This window comes from Corynebacterium dentalis (genome assembly GCF_900232865.1).
GTDB lineage: Bacteria > Actinomycetota > Actinomycetes > Mycobacteriales > Mycobacteriaceae > Corynebacterium > Corynebacterium dentalis.
The window spans coordinates 15,150-32,075 of record NZ_OCTS01000010.1 but is presented as its reverse complement, the minus strand read 5'-3'; the positions used below and the strand labels follow the sequence as shown (position 1 = coordinate 32,075).

Below are 16,926 nucleotides of genomic sequence, written 5' to 3'. Positions count from 1 at the left end.
GGAGCGATGTGGTGGACGTGGAGATCGCAACCTTCGAGTGGGTTACCTGGTGGAACGATTCTAGGCTCCATCAGTCCCTGGGGTACCGCACGCCAGCTGAGGTTGAATCAGAGTTTTGGAGCCACAACCCTGCCCAAGGAATAATGGAAATCAAGGCACATGCCTAGGAACAAAACCTAGGGCACTTCAGGTGCCGGGTTGTTCCGGTGTGTTGATTGAACCAGGCGGTGTGGGTTGTGCAGGTTTGGCGCCGGCGCTTTGGGCGGTGTTAAACAAGTGTTTTGCTAGCGCGCTTTGGTGTTTGCGCTGGTCATGCTACTCACACCTGATTGAAGGCGGTGTGATCTTCTGCGGGTTCTTGTCGTAGTTTCTTGGCATTCCGCGCATGACAAAACCCCTCGCACCCAGTGTGTGAGTGGAGGGGTTTTGTGTTGCTACCCGTAGGGTACCACGGATTCGGACATCTTTGACAAAAGCAAATGCCCCGACAAGTCGGGGCATCGCGATAAGTTCGGTATCAAATGCGGGAGGATGGCTCCGCTTCTTTCACGGGTTATGAACCTGTGGCTCGGCCCGTGGGATGCTCGCTTTTAGTCTGTGACTATGGCATCAGCATCTAACAAGAAACTACCGCGCTTAACCTTCTCTGTCAAAGATTCTTCATGGCTGGTTTGGACCCGAACCAGTTCAGTCCTGCAGTCTTCAAAGGTTGACACTCCCAAACTGTAAGCGATCCCCTTAGACAATCTAGCTTTAGGAGACTGATCATTAACGTAGCCATCAAATCCAAGATCCTCAATCTTTTTTCTGGCGTGGAAAATAGAGCTAGCCAGTAAGTCAGCAATTTGAAGAGCAGGGCATGTTCGCGAATCCAGACTTACCGCCGAAACGATTCTTTTATTCCCGAACCGATGATTCAGGCTTCGGGTAAGTTCATCGCCATAGGAGATTCCAACTGGAACATCAATATAATCCAGAAGCACAACACCCACTTCGCGCCGAGTTATTAACCCTCTTAAAAGCCGGTCGGTAGAAAACAAATGTCCCTGCCACTGGTCTCGAGAGCTCCAAGGATCAAAGTGGCGCTTATCAAGCACAAAGGCACCAAATGTACAATCCGCCTTAATGGCTTCTTGGAAAATTTCTATCAAGATTGGAACAGAGTTCTTAGTAGCTTTTGAGAACTTCACTTCCTCAGCTTTGGTAAAATTGTTCCGATCTCTACAGGCTTTAATTGCTCGGGAGAGTTTATCCGGGTCTGCTGTGCGCACTGCACCAGTCACAAAAAACTTACCCAATGTACCCTTACTTCCGGCCTCATCAACAAAATAGCTAACGCCTTCTGTTTCAGGAGGCAGGGTAACTTTTGGAGGCATAGTTAAGGATCTCCCCTGACTGGGGGTACACGCATGGTTCATTCGAGGTATCTTACGTGACCGACCAACTAAATCAATTGTTCACTTTCCAGGGGTCGGGCCCTGTCTCGTCAGATGGATGAACTCTCTGGTGATATTCACCAGAAGATAACGAGTAGTGAACAGTTGATGAATGCCCTTGGTAAAGACAGTTTCCAGATGTGATCGCTGGTAGCGCTAGTTCTGCCCATGTGGTGGACAGTAACTCAGTGGTGTTCTACACTGCTGAGTATCGGTAGGAACCTCCAGCGAGACCTACTGGATCACGAAAAAACACAACCGCCCTTCCAGTGCTCGAACACTGAAAGAGCTGTCAGGCCTAACGGCCACTAGGAGAGCCAGGGTGCAACCTGCTCAACTAGGTGTCTGAGCATGACATTGTCGTGCCCAGCCATAATGGCCAGAAGTACCATGTCCCCAGCAGTCAGCTTTGCCTTTACTCTCAGGCTGACGCTGGGGTCTTTCTTTTTCTGACCAGGTGCAATGCATGAAAAATTTATCTTCATGTCAATCGCCTCCTCTAAATCAAAACTCTCCTCTGCCAAATGCGGCACAGAGGATCCAGCCTGCGCACAGACCTTCTGCGCAGCGATCAGAGAAGCCACCCGAGGGTGGAACCGAGAGTAACTGTAGCAGGCGCGCAGACAACAGCCTGAGGACTTTGACATCGCAGGTCAGACCCCAAAAAGCGGTTCGACCGACAGACTAGAGATCGAACCCACGATCGTGGCCACGATCGATGTCGGTGTTCTGCACCGAGGACTGGTCAAACAAATCCATAAAGGATGTCTCGGTGGCATCTTCCTCCTCGTCGAGCTGTTCCCGTCGCTGCTCCAGCTCGGCGCGAAGCTCCATGTCCTGGCCGTCCTCCGACGGTGGCAAGCAGATCGGCTCGGCATCGTCATCAAGATCACTGGCGTTGGCGTCAATCCAGTTCAGTACTCGTTCCACAGGGGTCTCGCCCACACCGAACTCGGTGCTGGTGGCCATCTCCACGGCGATCAGAGAAGTACCGTCCAGATCCAAACCACGAGCGACATAGCCAGCAGCGTGAGCGATGATCTGCTGCTGATCAGCAGAACTCAGCTCTGCACCACGATCGACGACCTGATCCATCCATGCGGTGGTGTACTGCGTGGCCAACTCGGCGGCGATCTCCTCAGTGGACTGCGCAGCGGGCGTCTCGGATGGTGGATCGATAAGTCCCGCATCGACGCCACGGCCTGCCACCCACTCATGTAGCTGGTCATCCTGACCTGCCCAGCGTGGAGGCAGCTGCGGCACAGCCGCATGGTCGACAACGAGCGCATCGATCCGGCGAGCCAGCGTGGATGGGACATTGGAGACGGTCTCAATATCGCCGGTAAGCTCCAGCCAGTGCTCACGGAAATCCACCCCAGATAGTGCCGCCAGCGTGGCGGAGGTGGATACTCGGCCCATTCCAGCATCATCGATGTGAGAAGCCACAGGCAGAGCCTCCAGGCGTGTGGCCAGCTCATGGGTGGCAAACTGACCAGCCAGATGCAAGGCCCCCTCGCGGTAGTCCTCCTCGGCGATGCCGCGCAATTCGTCCACGTCTGGGGTGGGGGAGTAGTCCACCAGATCAGCCAGATCGGAACCATCCAGGTCAACATCGACCAGAGACAGGTTGCCGTCTACGGTCACGTCCTGGGCCGAGAGGCCGTGGATGCCCGTTGCCTGCATATTGGTGTGAACAATCGTGGCACCATCAAAGGTGGCCTGCCCAAGGTCACCCCGGGTGAATCGCACGCGCTGCATCTGAGCAGCACTGAAGTCAGATCCCGTGAGATCACAGTTGCGGAAGACCGTCTCAGTCGAGTGAGCCTGGGTGCCCAGTCGTGCGCCGGTCGCCGAGATGCCACCGTGGCAGTCGATGAACCGCACACCGGAAAGCGTGGCCCCGTCCAGGGCCATCCCGTCGATCTGGCAATTGATGAGCGTGACACCAGTCAGCGTCCGTCCTCGGAGGTCAACGCCACGTAGATCAGCGTCTACGAGCGTATAACCGTCACCAACACCCGTGGAGTGCTCACTCAAGCGCTCTAACGCGCTTACAGCGAATATGCGCAGGTCAGAGTCCTGCCCATTCCAGTGCGGAGCCAGCAGAGAACGGCGTGGACGTGCAGGATCGTCCCGATCCGGGATTGCTGCCTTCAGGCGGTAGGCAATCAGCCCTGAGGCATCCTTCTCGGTACCGTCAGCCGCGGCCACGGCATCAGCAATCACTGCTTCGTGGTCTGTGCGTGCGGTGACCAGATCTCCGGCGATAGCTGCCAGCCGCTCGCGTGCATCATCATCGATCGATGCAGCGACAATGCCAGGAAGGTAGGACAGGTGGTGATCAATACGGTGGCCACCGTACTCACGGGCAAGGATCGTGGCCGCGTGGCCATAGAGCTGCTCGGTGCGTTCCAGGGAGAACTCTTCGGCTGCCGCGCGATCGCGGATCGTGTGTGCCGCCACAGGGGAATCATCGCGGGCCAGGATCGACTCGAGCACTGCCCGGCCTTCATCGGCCGGGGTGTCACCGGCCATATGCTGATGCTGATCTTCGGCATCCACGGCAGTTTCCACGCGGCCATCGGTGACGGGGTAGAAGTGATTCTCTTCCTTGCCACGGGTCACGGCCACATAAGCCAGCTGACGAGAAACTGACTTGTCGACAATGCCGCGGGTGATCTCCACGGTGGCACCCTGAGAGCGGTGCACGGTGCAACCGTAACCCAGCTGCATGTGTGACTGGAGGTACCACTGAGGAATGTGCACGGATTCGCCGAGCTTGCCCTTGGCGTCCATTCGCCGGGTCAGTGCGGAGCCGTCAGGCAGCACGAGATCCAGGCGCAGCAGCTCGGAGTTGTCGATCTCAACACGTCGCCCATCAGTGGTGGGCAGCTTGGCGTTCCGCCGAGCAAGCAGAGTGTCACCTACGCCAGCGGTAGCCTCCCTCAGGGCGATCGTTGGGCCGTCAAGATCAACGTCGCCTGCGGCCACCCGAGCCTTTTGGATCAAGGAGTTAATCGTTCCGACGTCACGATTCGTCGGGGCGATAAGCAGAGAGTGCTTGCCTTGGGCACGGTCGCCCAAGTGATCACTCACTGCCTGGTTGATGACATTGGCACGCCCACCGGAATGGACCCAGCCACGCTCGTAGAACAGATCCAGCGCTTCGGTCTTGCCTTGGCGCAACGCCAAGGTGTTCTCCGCCTGCTCGGTGTCGGCACCCATACGCACAACCGTGTCGAGTTCGACCGCGTTGGTCGTTTCACACAGCCGGGAGAAGATGCCGCCACGGCCCACGGGGCCGAGCTGTTGAGGGTCACCGACCATGCGAATAACAGCACCCGTTGCGTTAGCGATCTCGGTCAGCGCCGCCAGATCTGCGGTCGTGGCCATGCTCGCCTCATCGACAAGCAGCATGTCTCCAGGGCTCAACGAGACCGGCAGGTTCGACACATCGCCAGGCTCTACTCCGTCGTACTTTCCCCGCCACGGGTAAACCAGGCTCGCCAGCGTCATGCCGGGAGCGTCGATCTCCGAGCCCAGCGTGCGGGCCGCCGACTTCTGAGCCGACAAGGCCACAACCTTATGGCCTTGCTCACGCCACACATCAGCAAGGATGGCCATGGACGTGGTTTTACCGGAGCCTGCCGGGCCAACAGCGACCGCTGTTTGCGTGCCCGTTGCCGCAAGGTGGCGAACCATCGCAGCCTGGCCCGCATTCAACGCAAAGTCGTTGGTAGCGTCATAGCGGGCAATGGCCCGGGCTATCGACGACTCAGGCACGGTGAAGCCCACTGGAGTGCGTGCCGATTGATCAACAACCGCTTCTTCCCGCATGACCTCGGGAGAGGTGTAGCGCCGGAAGTCCGTCGTGCGGTCGATCGGAAGGTCACCGGCCTGCAACAGCTTGTCCGGCAGCTGCTGGGTGACCTTAGGGGTCAGGCTGATCGCGTGATCCTTGGCCTGTTTGAGCACCTGTGCGTGCAGAGCCATCAGCTTCTCGCCAGCAGCAGGGCGGTAGCCGCGCAAGGTCTGGCTCACCGCTGAGTCCAGGTGCCGGTCGGTAAAGTTGGTACGACGAGAGCCCGCAAGCTCTACGGCTTCGGCTGCGATGGTCGCCAGGATGATCCCGCGCTCTTGTGTGCCGTATCCAGGCACTTGCAAACGGGTATCCGAAACCTGCTCGGACTTCCACAAAGTGGACTCTGAACCACGGTTGGTCACGTCACTCAACAAGGTATCCAGTGCCTGATAACCACCCGCAACCTCCGCAAACTCGGAGCGCCACCGACCACGAAGATCAGCCAACGACGAGGCCTCGCCCTTCCCCTCGCGGGTCGATAGCGTGGCCTGCTGAGACAGCTTATACATCAGCGCGCTCGAAGGACTCCGCCCATGGCGTGTGACGTAGTCATCCACCAGTGCCTGGGTTGCCTCAGTGATGGATTGACGTCGCTTTGATCCAGCCAGGGAGAGGCTGTCGGGTACACCGTCGATCTCGTAGACAGGGATCTTTCCCTCGCCCATGCCGCGGGGAGCGAAATGCACGCCTAGAGACTCGGTCAGCTTGTCCATCAGAGAGAGGTTGTATCGGCTCCCGGCCGTGACTGCATTGCGCAGCAAGCTACGAGAATCAATCGACTTCCACCTATCGGCGGCCGGATCAAAAACCTTATTAGAGACAGCTACGTGAGTGTGCAGATCAGGATCACCCGCGCGGGTTTCAAAGTGATCAAACTGCGCGGCAATCATGCCAGACGTCTTGGTCAGCTTCCATACACCACTGGTGCTGTCTCGGGTGTAGAGCGCATTATCTTCGACCCAATGTAGGGTCTCGTTCACCGCCTCTTGGTGTGCCTGCTCAATAGCTTCTCGCACGTCGTTGCTTCCCAATGCCCACAGCATCGACACGCTCTTAACTGGGCTAAACGTCAGGTCAAAACCACTGGTTGCCTGCCGCACAGAGTTCTGCTTCTCCCGTGCCCACGACACGACATCCTTAGGTCGCGCGTTGCGATCGCCCGTCTCGTCACGGTAGTCATCGCTCACGGTCGCTGCGACCAAGTCACTGCGTTCCTGAGCGGTCAAGCGACGGCCTAGCTCCTCGCGCTTGGTCTTTTCTGCGCGGTGGATCTTCTTCAGAGCCTCGTCGCCATCCGAGTAGAGCGGGAATGCCCGACCTAGCTGAACTTCTTCCAGGGTCGCGCCATCTTCCAGGAGTGCATCGGCATCTGGGTGCAGGCCTTCTCCGTAGAGCGTGGCCATCTGCTCCTCGGTGACAATGCCACCTTCTTCCACGCTGCACTCGCCGAGCGCGGCGATCCCCGAACCGAACCACCGTCCGGGGGGAGTTCCTCGCGACTCGTAGTAGTCAAACAGATCTGTTTTGACACTCGTCTCCTCGTCCGCAGTCGCCACAGAGTTCATCAGGTAGGCGTAACCCTCGCCTGCGTGAAGAACATGTGCGGACATCATGGCTCTCATACTAACGCCACCTCCGTGCCCGCGTATAACCCTGCTCGAAACGCGCAGATCAGACACCCTTCCCTAAAAGTCAGATTTATCTGCCAATGGTGTGAGGAACTTTTTTGGCTCAGATTCTGTTGAGTCGAAAAAGTGAACTTGGCATTCTTTGGAGACAAGCTCGCCTTGTGAGGTTGTCGTGTTTTTTCCCTCGCTGTGATGGATAGGTCGAATGGAGTTCGGCGTATCCATCACGGCGACTGGGCGGGGCGTCAGCTTGTGACGCTGTGCCCAGCGCCATCGGCGGCTCAGATCGCGTCGTTCTCGGCGCGGGGGTGCGGTATGGTGTTGGCATGGCAACACGTAACCAGCGACAGGAAGCGCAGAAGCGCGCACGCAAGAAGCAAGAAGAGGATCGCAAGAAGCTCGAGCACGAACTACGACTCAAGCGCAAGGCCACTGAGGACGCATGGGTGGCCATCATGGATGTCGACCGCGTCAAGTATGCGGCGGGCCAAGCGCTCGGTGTGCTCCTGGAGTTCGGCCAGTCTCGTGAAGATCTGATGGAAGAGTTCGATCTGTCTCGTGCAGATCTCAATGCCTTCCTCAAAGCAGAACCTGTGGATTCCGACGAGGACGACGCCGAAGCTGCCGACGGGAGCGAGTCGAGTGTTAGCGATGATGTGGGATCTGACGATGGTGAGACCTCCGGGTCTCATCACAGCTACTAGGTCGGTATGGTCGTGGCGGGCTCGAAGCGTGTGCTACCCGCTTTTCCTCCGCAGCAGACTGTCGACTCGTTCTGGGACAAGGTTGTCAAAGATCCCGAAGATGGACACTGGATCTTTACTGGGGCGATTAGTAGTCCCGATGGGTACGGCCGAGTGAGCTTTCGGCAGGACGGTAGGAGCGTAGCAATCTCGGCCCATCGATTTGCCCTGTGGATCAGCGGCTGCGACATCACGGACTCTGAATTGGTGGCTGAGCATCGCTGCAATGAGCCATTATGTGTGCGCGTTGACGACCGGCATTTGATTCCGTCTACTCGTGCGGAAAACATTCGCTATGCGTCTCTGACTCGTCGGCTGCGTGGCCCCAAAGGTGGCGCTGATACTGGGTGGAGGACGCGGTATCAGCGCTCGATTGATGTGCGTGCCGCTGTGCGTGATGGATGGAATGAGAGAGAGTACCTGGACGCGGCTCGGCCAGTGAGTAATCCGCTGGATGAGCCGACGTTGTTTTAGTAGATTCGAGGGCATAGGAAAGACGGCCACGCACACAAACCTGTGTGCGTGGCCGTCTTTCGAGTGTTAGCGGCGGTAGGTGCCGGTGTTCCAGTCGTACTGAGGGCCTGCGAGTCCGCGGGTGCTGCTTTGCATGATTGCTCCGATGATGAAGAAGATCATTGCGGGGAAGAAGAGGAACACGAGCAGTCCTTGAAAGACGCTGTTGCGTCTAATCCCCCACCACAGTGCGGCGATAGTGACGATTATGTTGTAGATGAATAGTCCGACGATGATTTCCATGGTGGGGTTCTCCGATGTGATGGTGTTGGTGTGGTGGTCAGTATCCGCGGTCGCGCCAGTAATCGTGTGGCCGGTCAACTGCGCCGGTCGGACGATCGAGGCTATCTCTGCTGAGCGCTGATTTGGTGCGGTGAATCAGGAAGAATGAAACGGCTATGCCGATTCCAGTGAATATTCCTATACCAATTCCGACACCACGAAACGGTTCTGGCCACAAGATGGAAGCGACTCCTGCGAGTACCAAGATGATGCAGTAGAAGATGATGCTGCGCTGCAGTGGTTCAATTGCTTTCCGCTTGGCAAATTGAACATCGCGGGAAATGCCCACCGCGAGAGCAGGCGCGAGAATGATAATGGCTGAGAGTGTGTTCACGTCTTAGGTCTTTCAGTGTTGTGTTGGTTGTTGCGGTGAATCGTTCGGTAGATGGTGGCTCGGTTGACGTCGAACATGTCCGCGATCTGTTGGACGGTATGTTTCCTACCGTCGTAGAGATCCTTAACCAATGATCTCTGTGCCGGACTGAGCTTCGGTTTGCGTCCACCTTTGCGACCACGTGCTCGTGCCGCTTCCAAGCCAGCCTGGGTGCGCTCGACGATCAAATCGTGCTCGAACTCTGCCAGTGCGGAAAACAGGTGGAAGATCAATCGGCCGCCAGCGGTCGTGGTGTCGATGTTCTCTTGCAAGGATTGAAACTCAATCTTGCGAGCGTTGAGCTCTTCGACTTGCTCGATGAGATGTTTAATCGATCGGCCTAGCCGGTCAAGCCTCCAGACCACGAGGGTGTCACCCTCGCGGGCGTAGTCGAGTAGACGGGTCAGCTCGGGTCTCTCGGCAAGCACGCCGGATTTGGTGTCGGTGAAGATTTTGGTGCAGCCGTGGTCCTCCAGGGCGTCGATCTGAAGTGAAGCGTCTTGATCTTTGGTGGAGACGCGCGCATAACCCAGTAGTGCCATGGCCACTCCCCTCTACTTGTTGCGTAACCCGTTAATCCGGGTTCAAATTCAACATACATTGTGCAACACGATTATGCGACACTTTGGCCTGCGGCTGAAGCTTCTCGTTGCCCGGTATGCAAACTGTCGCAAAACTGGTCGTTTACGCAACAGCGGAAATGCGCGCACCTTTCCAGTGTGACTTTGTCCGCTAAATGGCGTGACATCTTGATCGCTGTGTGGCGCCCTCAGAGTGTCCACTCGTGAGACGCGTCGCCGGTAGGGTGAACAGGTATGAAACCCGCCTGTCTCACAAACGCATCAACGACAGACGGTGACACCGCTCTGGCAGGCCTTCTACTCAACTCCTTGCCGCTCAAGCGCCCCGTCTATGCCGCCTGTCTCGCCACAGTCGGCCCGGCAGGCACTCGCATCGCCACGATCGGGTGCGACCTGCAGAAAACGTTCCACATCGGTTCAATCAGCAAAGCCCTCAACGGCTTGATCTACACCGACATGGTGCAGACCAGGCTGATCTCACCGCACGACCGGCTCGAAGACTACCTCCCCCTGGCCGGAACAGCTGCCGGTGAAGCGACTTTGGAGTCCTGTCTGACCCACACCTCAGGACTGCCTGCCACCGGCGGGGGAATCCGCTCAGCAGCCCGAGCGCTCAGTGCTGTACTGACAGGTGGTGATCCACAACCCGAGAACCTCGCCGATCTGATGAACCAACTTCGCCGATCGCGTGTCCGTCATGCCGGGCGCTTCAGCTACTCCAACCTCGCTGCCTCAGCATTGGGCCACGCGTTAGCGGCCGCCGACGGGGCGGACTACCCGACGCTGGTGCGAAACAGGCTGACGATACCGCTGGGGTGTTCACGCCTGCGCGCTCAGCAACCTGCACAGCGAAACCTCCCGCATGACCTCAACGCTGTCACCGTGTGGGGCACTGACCAACTGCCCTGGACCGGGCAAGGCTATGGACCGGCCGGAGTGATCAGGGGAAGCGCCCATGATTTCGCCACGGTCATGTCAACCCTTCTCGCCGATGACTGTGTCTACGAGGATGCTTTCCGAGTGCGCTTCACTGATGACACTGAATCTGTCGCGGCGGGGTGGTTTGTTGAAGACAGATCCGATCGACCCCTGGTGTGGCACAACGGTTACGCCTCCGGATTCGTCGCTCACATGGTGCTGGATCGCCAGCGCCGACGAGGGGCGTTCATCTCGGTGGTCAGCCCGTATCCCGACGCGGACATCGAGCCCGTCGCGATGACAATGCTGGATGCGGCGGTGTAAGCGACATCCTCTGTACGAGGCCACGACGACAGCAGGACGTTCTCGTCAGTGCCCGAGGACGGTGCTGTTGCAAACTCAGGGTGCTGATGGTGTGAGGGTGGAATAATCAGGTTCATGGGTATCTTCTCGGGTCGTCATTTCCCTCGCGAAGTCATCCTGTGGGCGGTGCGGTGGTACTGCCGCTACGGCGTGAGCTACCGCGACCTCGAGGAGATGATGACCGAGCGTGGCGTGCCGGTTGATCACACAACGATCTACCGGTGGGTACAGAAATATGCCCCCGAGCTGGACAAGCAAACGCGGTGGCACCGGCAGGTGCCCGACTGGCAGGCCAGGTCCTGGCGGGTGGACGAGACCTATATCCGGGTCGGCGGAAAGTGGTGCTACCTCTATCGGGCAATCACCGCCGGGGGCCAGACCTTGGACTTTTACCTCTCCCCGAAGCGCAACGTCGCGGCCGCGAAGCGTTTCCTGGCCAAGACCCTGCGGTCAAACGCCTCAGCCGGGTACCCGCGGGTGATCAGCACTGACAAAGCGCCAGCCCTGGCCAAGGCGATTGCCGAGCTGAAGTTGGAGGGGGTCTGTCCTCCTACGGTGGAGCACCGCCAGGTGAAATACCTCAATAACGTGCTGGAAGGTGACCACGGGCGACTGAAAAGGATCCTGGGGCCGAAAGGTGCATTTAAGAACAGGACGTCTGCGTACCGAACGCTCAAGGGTATGGAGGCGATGCACTCATTACGGAAGGGCCAGGGGACGATGTTCGCCTATGGGCAGACGAATCCGGATGCGGTGATCGTCAGCCGGGTCTTCGAGACGGTCTGACAACACAGACGCATAACGCTGATCGCACGATAAAAATGGAGCCTTCTTGGCTCACGCCCCGAGTTTGCAACACCACCGCCTTCGGCATCATGGCCCCGCTCGGCCTGGGGTACTTTATTTGGGCGGAGATGAAGGAACGTCGCCGTGTGCGCCGCGAGGAGGCCGAGCTGGCCGACGGATCGACATCCTCGCAGCAGACCGGGGACTCTCAGGACGAAGAGACAGATTCCGACACGGTGGGCGCCCTCCGCACCACTCACCCGGAAAATGACACCCAGGGTCTCGCCCATGCCCAAGCCACTCTTTCCGCATCCTCGGGTGCCCGTGCGCGCCTGTTGCACGACCGTTACGGCGACAGCCAGCCGAACCACTCCCGGAAATTCACCGATCCCCAGCGCGAGCGGTTCTAACCGCAGCCTTCTGCCCAGCGCCTTTCGGCCCACTGGCACCCTTTCACGACGGCACGGGGCCAAATCCATCAAGCATTTTCAATAAGCTTTCAATAAGAGTTTTTCCCGGCTAGGCTGCAGGCATGAGCGCGCACGATCATGCCCCTGCCCCCGGCCACCGTAATGCCTCGAACGGATCCCTCACCGCCCTGGCGGTCACCTTCGCCCTGACCGCCACCATCTTTCTGGCGCAGGTGATCGGCGGCCTCTTTTCCGGTTCGTTGGCCTTGCTGTCCGATGCGATGCATATGCTCTCAGATTCCACGGGGCTGCTTATTGCCCTGGTGGCCCTCCTCATCGGCCGTCGTGCCGCCACCCCCCGGGCCACCTACGGTTACCGCCGCGTCGAGGTGCTCGCCGCACTGGTCAATGCCGCGGTGGTCTCCGCGGTCTCGGTCTGGATCGTCATCCGCGCGGTTGGCCGGATCGGCGGCCACGAATCGATCGACACGGGCATGATGCTCGTCGTGGCGGTGGTCGGTTTGCTCGCTAACTTGATCTCCGCCCTGATTCTCATGCGCCGTCAGCATGAGAGCCTCAATATGCGCGGGGCGTACCTGCATGTGCTCTCCGACCTGGTCGGCTCGGTTGCCGTGATCATCGCCGGCCTGATCATCCACTTCACCGGTTGGTTAGCTGCCGACACCATCGCCTCCCTGTTCATTGCCGCCCTGGTGCTGCCGCGAGCACTGCGCCTGCTGGCCGAGTCCCTCTCGGTCCTGATGAACCACACCCCCCGGGGTGTCGATACCCGCGAGGTGGAAGCCGCCCTGGTCGGCCTGCCCGGGGTCACGGCCGTGCACGACCTGCACATCTGGAGCACCGACGGCACGAAACCGCTTGCCACCTGCCACCTGGTCGTCGACGATATGAACGTCTCCGACGGAGGGATTCTGGCCGCCGCTCAAACTCGGTTGCAAGACTTCGGCATTGAGCACTCGACTATCCAGATCGAGCAGGACGGCCACGTCCATCACGAAGAGGTCTGTTGATCACTCACTGCCAGAGTGGGACCCCACGGCGACGGCTTGTCCGCCCTTTTTGACCTGCTTATCATTATATTTCTGGGCGGCTCACAGTCCCCGACCGGTCACCGCCGGTGAGGGTCCTTGGAGCGAGGATGTCCTATTCCTCCGCGTTTCCCCGCTCGAAGGGCAGACTCAGTTGCCGGGCGTGGAAATCAAAGTGCCAAGTCGGATAGGCGTAGACGTCCGCCACCGTCATCACCGGGGCAAAGAACGGATCCCACCGGGTCGGAAACGCCATCTCACGTGCCAGGGAGTGCTCGGATTCCTTCTCCAGACTGGTGGCCAAGTCCGCGGTGAGCCGCCGGAGTTTTCTCGCCATGCGGCGGCGATGGTAGACCCGGGCCGCAGCCCGAGATCCCCAGTAGTTGACCCCGTCGAAAGGGCGGGTGCTGGCATTGAGCAGACGCGCGAACACCTCGCTCAGCAAGGGCGGCAGATGGCCGAAGAACTTGACCAGAGGTAGCAGTCGGCGGACCACCATATAGCCGAAGACCATGTGAAACAGCAGTTCCTCATTCGTCCACCGGGTCCCCACGCTACGGCTGCGCAGCTCGGCATCCCCAGCCCGCGCGAGGACGTCCTCCAGTTCGACACAGGCTCGCCAGTATCCCTCTGTTATCTCAACACGGTCGATCATCGTCGCCTACTTCCGAGGGGCCGACAATCCCACCTGCCCTTCGATCCCATCATCACACCGCGCGCTTGCCCCAGGCAATGACCATCGGCAATGGGAGGGGTGGCGTGACGATTCGCGGCCTTCGATACCAAGAATTGACCATGCTGCATAAATTCATGATCGATCCCCTAGAGACCGAAAGCACCGCCGCCGACGAGGATGAAAATGCCCAGGCCGATCAAAACGATGGGGAACAATACATGTTCCCAGCGTTCGAGGACCTCGGCGATGGGCGGACGGGTGGCAACGAATTTTGCCAGCAGGACCAAAACTGCCACCAGGACGAGGAAGACGACGCAGTAGGTGATGACCGTGGCGGTTCCCACATTAAGGAAGACGGGGACGTAGACGCCGATATTGTCGCCGCCGTTGGCAAACGTCACCCCGGCGACGGTCAGGATACCCACCTTCTTCCCGGCGACCTTCCCGGCGTCATCGTCGTCATCATCGCTCCGCCAGGCCTGCCAGGCCGCCCATAAGCCGAGGAGCAGGGGAATGAGCCCGAAGTATGGGATGGCCTGCTCGGGCAGGAAGGCTTCCGCCCCCAGGGTCACCAGGACGGCGGCGCCGAGGATGCCGACGAATCCGAGGTACTGGCCGACCAAGATCCGGGCTGTGGTCCCCTTTTGTCCCGCACCGCGGGCGAAGAACAGCGAAAGCACGATGATGTCGTCAATGTTCGTGGCGAGGAACAGGCCAATCGCCGACAGCAAGCCGGAGACCATCACATGCCCTCCTGCCCGGTGACACAACCGGGCACGTCACAGCCCGAGTCGAGACAGGGAGCGTGCTCATCCACCGCGAGCGTGACGTCCAGCAACGCGTTGAGCGCCTGGGCGAGGTGGGCGTCGAGGATTTCGTAGCGATTCTGCCGGCCCTCCGGTTCGGCAACGATGATGCCGCAGTCGCGTAGGCAGGCGAGATGGTTCGACACATTCGGGCGCGTCAGTTCCAGCTCCCGGGCCAGTTGCGCGGGATAGCCGGGCGCCTCCAGCAGGGACAACAGGATCCGGGACCGGGTGGGATCGGCCATGGCACGGCCTAACCGGTTCATCACATCGAGACAGGAAGCAATAGTCAGCATGCACTTAACTGTACATCAGGCACTGAACAATCCTTGCCCGCCCCCGGAGGATGGGCCAGGAAATATGTGCATCAGCTCCGAACGTCACGCATCGCAAACGGGCGCCTTGGGCGCAGGACTTCAGAAAACAATCACGCTAGATGCAAAGAGTGGTGCGGCCGATATCCCCCCCCTACCAGCTACAAGGAAGTGCCGCCCCCGATGCCGGGGGAGAGCGCTACCCAAATGGCATTGGCTTGCTCCGTGGTGAGGATGACCTCTTTCCCATCAGCGCCTTTGAGGACAATCCTGTCCTGGCGAGGATCCCCACCAGCGACGTTGACTAGTGCGCCCGGAACTATTTCCCGCCTCCTAAAGCCGGCCAACTGCCCTGAGTCAGCATCAGAGATGCGGATGATTTCGTAGTCACCCGGAACAACGCGGGTGAGCCGGATGGCATCGATGGGACGGGAGACATACCCGGTGGCAGTAGGGATGGGGTCACCATGGGGATCGGTGGCGGGGTTCCCGAGGAGAGCGTCGATACGCTCGATCATGGTTTCTGAGACGGCATGTTCGAGCCGTTCGGCCTCGTCGTGGACCTCCTCCCACGGGTAGCCCAGGGTGGTGACGAGGAAGGTCTCGAGCAGTCGATGCCTGCGTACCATCGCGATGGCGTACTGCTCGCCCCGCTCGGTGAGCATGACAGGTTTGTAGGGCTGGTACTCCACGAGTCCCTGGGCTGCCAGCCGTCTGACCGTGTCTGAGACGTTGGGCGTGGTCGTGCCCATCCGTGCCGCCAAGGCCGTGACGGTGATGGGCGGGCCTCCCCACTCGGTGGCCGCCCAGATCACCTTGAGGTAGTCCTGGGCTACCGGCGTGATCTCACTCAGGTCCATGGGCTCACGCTACCGGAGACCACAGCCGGTCATCCCCGGCCGCTGGCCAGCAGTCCGATGAGGGCGAGATTCAACGACACAATCAACGCGACCACCACCCAGGACGCCACCCGCAGCGGAACCCGAATAGCGAAGCCACCCATGAGGGTTCGATCACTGTTCAACACCACCAGCGGGATCAGGGCGAAGGGGATGCCCAAACTCAGGACCACCTGGGAGAGCACTAGCGCCCATGTCGGCTCCACACCGATGGCGATCACGGCCAAGGCCGGGACCAGGGTGACCGCTCGCCGCACCACCTGCGGGATCTGCCGGTGCAGCAATCCGCCCATGATCGTGGATCCGGCGTAGCAACCCACCGAGGTGGACGCCAGCCCGGAAGCCAGCAGCCCGACACCGAAGGCCACCCCCACTGCCGGGCCCAGTGTGGCGGTGATCGCCGCGTGGGCCCCTTCGATGCTGTCGGTACCGGGAATGCCGTTCAAGTTTCCGGCAGCCAACAACAGCATCGCGATATTGACTGACCCGGCCACCAGCAGCGACAGGAGAACGTCCCACCGGGTGATACGGAGCAGACGCGGCAATGCCTCGGGCGCGATGGTGTCACCGTGGCGGTCTCGGGCGAGGGAGGAGTGGGCGTAGATGGCATGGGGCATCACCGTGGCCCCGAGCATGCTCGCGGCCAGCACCACCGTCGGGGTCCCCTCAAAGCGCGGGATAACCCCCGCCAAGGCCTCGCCCCAGGAGACAGTGCCGATGAACATACCCGTGAGGAAGCCGGCGGTGATGATTACCAGCAGACCTACGATGACGAACTCGAAGGGGCGCTGACCGTGCCTGGATTGGATGGCCAGCAGCAGCATCGATACCAGTCCGATGAGCAGGCCCCCCATCAACAAGGGGAGGCCGAAGAGAATGTGGAGGGCGATCGCCCCGCCGATCACCTCGGCCAGGTCCGTGGCCGCGGCCACTGTCTCCGCCTGCGCCCAGAACATCAAACGCCGTCCCCGGGGCAGCCGTTTCCCCAGCAACTCCGGCAGGGAATGACCGGTGACCAACCCAAGCTTGGCCGAGAGGTACTGCACGAGCATCGCCATGACATTGGCGACCACCAGCACCCACACCAGCAGGTACCCGTACTGCGCCCCGGCGGTGATGTTCGCCGCGACGTTGCCCGGATCCACATAGGCCACCGCAGCCACGAAGGCCGGGCCTAGCAGCCAAGGCAGAGACTGCCGGCTCACCCGTCGCCCACCCGGTACTCTTTGCACCGCTTGGTCCGAGTCGCCCCAGACGCCCCTGAGTTTCATAAAAGTTAAGTTACAC

General features: G+C 59.7%; 17 protein-coding genes and 1 pseudogene. 7 read left to right on the top strand and 11 right to left on the bottom strand.

All coding sequences use genetic code 11. From position 1 onward, the window contains the following. The first annotated feature begins 8 nt into the window (after positions 1 to 8). Entirely contained in the window at positions 9 to 167 is a 159-nt protein-coding gene (locus CS919_RS11055) for an integrase core domain-containing protein (RefSeq protein ID WP_370737765.1), read from the top strand. Between the two features lie 423 nt (positions 168 to 590). Here the strand turns inward: CS919_RS11055 and CS919_RS10675 are convergent, their stop codons facing one another. The 3 genes from CS919_RS10675 to mobF all read right to left on the bottom strand — a co-directional run bounded on the left by CS919_RS10675 (position 591) and on the right by mobF (position 6,911). Further along, the gene (locus tag CS919_RS10675) at positions 591 to 1,376 is read right to left on the bottom strand and encodes a DUF3800 domain-containing protein (RefSeq protein WP_159460981.1); all 786 of its coding nucleotides are present in this window, start codon (positions 1,374 to 1,376) and stop codon (positions 591 to 593) included. Between the two features lie 368 nt (positions 1,377 to 1,744). Next, positions 1,745 to 2,020, bottom strand: coding sequence for a hypothetical protein (locus tag CS919_RS10240; RefSeq protein ID WP_099299377.1), 276 nt, complete (start codon positions 2,018 to 2,020; stop codon positions 1,745 to 1,747). Positions 2,021 to 2,120: 100 nt separating this feature from the next. After that, the gene (gene mobF, locus CS919_RS10235; protein ID WP_159460980.1) at positions 2,121 to 6,911 is read right to left on the bottom strand and encodes a MobF family relaxase; all 4,791 of its coding nucleotides are present in this window, start codon (positions 6,909 to 6,911) and stop codon (positions 2,121 to 2,123) included. Positions 6,912 to 7,252: 341 nt separating this feature from the next. Between mobF and CS919_RS10230 the strand changes: the two genes are divergently transcribed. Then, the gene (locus CS919_RS10230; RefSeq protein ID WP_099299375.1) at positions 7,253 to 7,630 is read left to right on the top strand and encodes a hypothetical protein; all 378 of its coding nucleotides are present in this window, start codon (positions 7,253 to 7,255) and stop codon (positions 7,628 to 7,630) included. A gap of 279 nt (positions 7,631 to 7,909) precedes the next feature. Continuing rightward, positions 7,910 to 8,143 (top strand): hypothetical protein, encoded by a 234-nt coding sequence (locus tag CS919_RS10670; protein ID WP_143341795.1) that lies wholly within the window; start codon positions 7,910 to 7,912, stop codon positions 8,141 to 8,143. 66 nt (positions 8,144 to 8,209) lie between these two features. Here the strand turns inward: CS919_RS10670 and CS919_RS10225 are convergent, their stop codons facing one another. Genes CS919_RS10225 through CS919_RS10215 form a run of 3 tightly spaced genes read right to left on the bottom strand, consistent with a single transcriptional unit; the run spans position 8,210 to position 9,379 of the window. After that, a complete protein-coding gene (locus CS919_RS10225; RefSeq protein WP_099299374.1) occupies positions 8,210 to 8,425 on the bottom strand; it encodes a hypothetical protein in 216 nt (71 codons plus the stop codon). A gap of 37 nt (positions 8,426 to 8,462) precedes the next feature. After that, positions 8,463 to 8,798 (bottom strand): hypothetical protein, encoded by a 336-nt coding sequence (locus tag CS919_RS10220; protein WP_099299373.1) that lies wholly within the window; start codon positions 8,796 to 8,798, stop codon positions 8,463 to 8,465. After that, complete coding sequence (locus tag CS919_RS10215) at positions 8,795 to 9,379, bottom strand: recombinase family protein (RefSeq protein ID WP_099299372.1); 585 nt, start codon at positions 9,377 to 9,379, stop codon at positions 8,795 to 8,797. The genes CS919_RS10220 and CS919_RS10215 overlap by 4 nt, the downstream gene beginning before the upstream one ends. Before the next feature lie 273 nt (positions 9,380 to 9,652). Between CS919_RS10215 and CS919_RS10210 the strand changes: the two genes are divergently transcribed. From CS919_RS10210 to CS919_RS10195, 4 genes and pseudogenes are all read left to right on the top strand, one after another. Beyond that, positions 9,653 to 10,660, top strand: a complete 1,008-nt coding sequence (locus tag CS919_RS10210) for a serine hydrolase domain-containing protein (protein ID WP_099299371.1) — start codon at positions 9,653 to 9,655, stop codon at positions 10,658 to 10,660. A 114-nt stretch (positions 10,661 to 10,774) separates the two neighbouring features. Further along, positions 10,775 to 11,485 (top strand): IS6 family transposase, encoded by a 711-nt coding sequence (locus CS919_RS10205; RefSeq protein WP_099299370.1) that lies wholly within the window; start codon positions 10,775 to 10,777, stop codon positions 11,483 to 11,485. Between the two features lie 77 nt (positions 11,486 to 11,562). Then, positions 11,563 to 11,895: pseudogene (locus CS919_RS10200) on the top strand (SURF1 family cytochrome oxidase biogenesis protein); the annotation flags it as partial. A 122-nt stretch (positions 11,896 to 12,017) separates the two neighbouring features. Next, entirely contained in the window at positions 12,018 to 12,926 is a 909-nt protein-coding gene (locus tag CS919_RS10195; protein WP_099299369.1) for a cation diffusion facilitator family transporter, read from the top strand. Between the two features lie 133 nt (positions 12,927 to 13,059). On the opposite strand, the gene CS919_RS10190 is transcribed toward CS919_RS10195, so the two are convergent. From CS919_RS10190 to CS919_RS10170, 5 genes are all read right to left on the bottom strand, one after another. Continuing rightward, positions 13,060 to 13,599 carry a DinB family protein gene (locus tag CS919_RS10190; protein WP_099299368.1) on the bottom strand — a complete coding sequence of 180 codons (540 nt, stop codon included), beginning with the start codon at positions 13,597 to 13,599 and terminating at the stop codon, positions 13,060 to 13,062. A 167-nt stretch (positions 13,600 to 13,766) separates the two neighbouring features. Continuing rightward, positions 13,767 to 14,363 carry a cadmium resistance transporter gene (locus CS919_RS10185; RefSeq protein WP_099299367.1) on the bottom strand — a complete coding sequence of 199 codons (597 nt, stop codon included), beginning with the start codon at positions 14,361 to 14,363 and terminating at the stop codon, positions 13,767 to 13,769. Further along, positions 14,363 to 14,722 carry a Cd(II)/Pb(II)-sensing metalloregulatory transcriptional regulator CmtR gene (gene cmtR / locus CS919_RS10180; RefSeq protein WP_099299366.1) on the bottom strand — a complete coding sequence of 120 codons (360 nt, stop codon included), beginning with the start codon at positions 14,720 to 14,722 and terminating at the stop codon, positions 14,363 to 14,365. Before cmtR ends, CS919_RS10185 begins: the two co-directional genes overlap by 1 nt. 179 nt (positions 14,723 to 14,901) lie before the next feature. Beyond that, positions 14,902 to 15,600, bottom strand: coding sequence for a metal-dependent transcriptional regulator (locus CS919_RS10175; protein WP_099299365.1), 699 nt, complete (start codon positions 15,598 to 15,600; stop codon positions 14,902 to 14,904). A 29-nt stretch (positions 15,601 to 15,629) separates the two neighbouring features. After that, entirely contained in the window at positions 15,630 to 16,844 is a 1,215-nt protein-coding gene (locus CS919_RS10170; RefSeq protein WP_099299364.1) for an Nramp family divalent metal transporter, read from the bottom strand. Between the last annotated feature and the right edge of the window lie 82 nt (positions 16,845 to 16,926).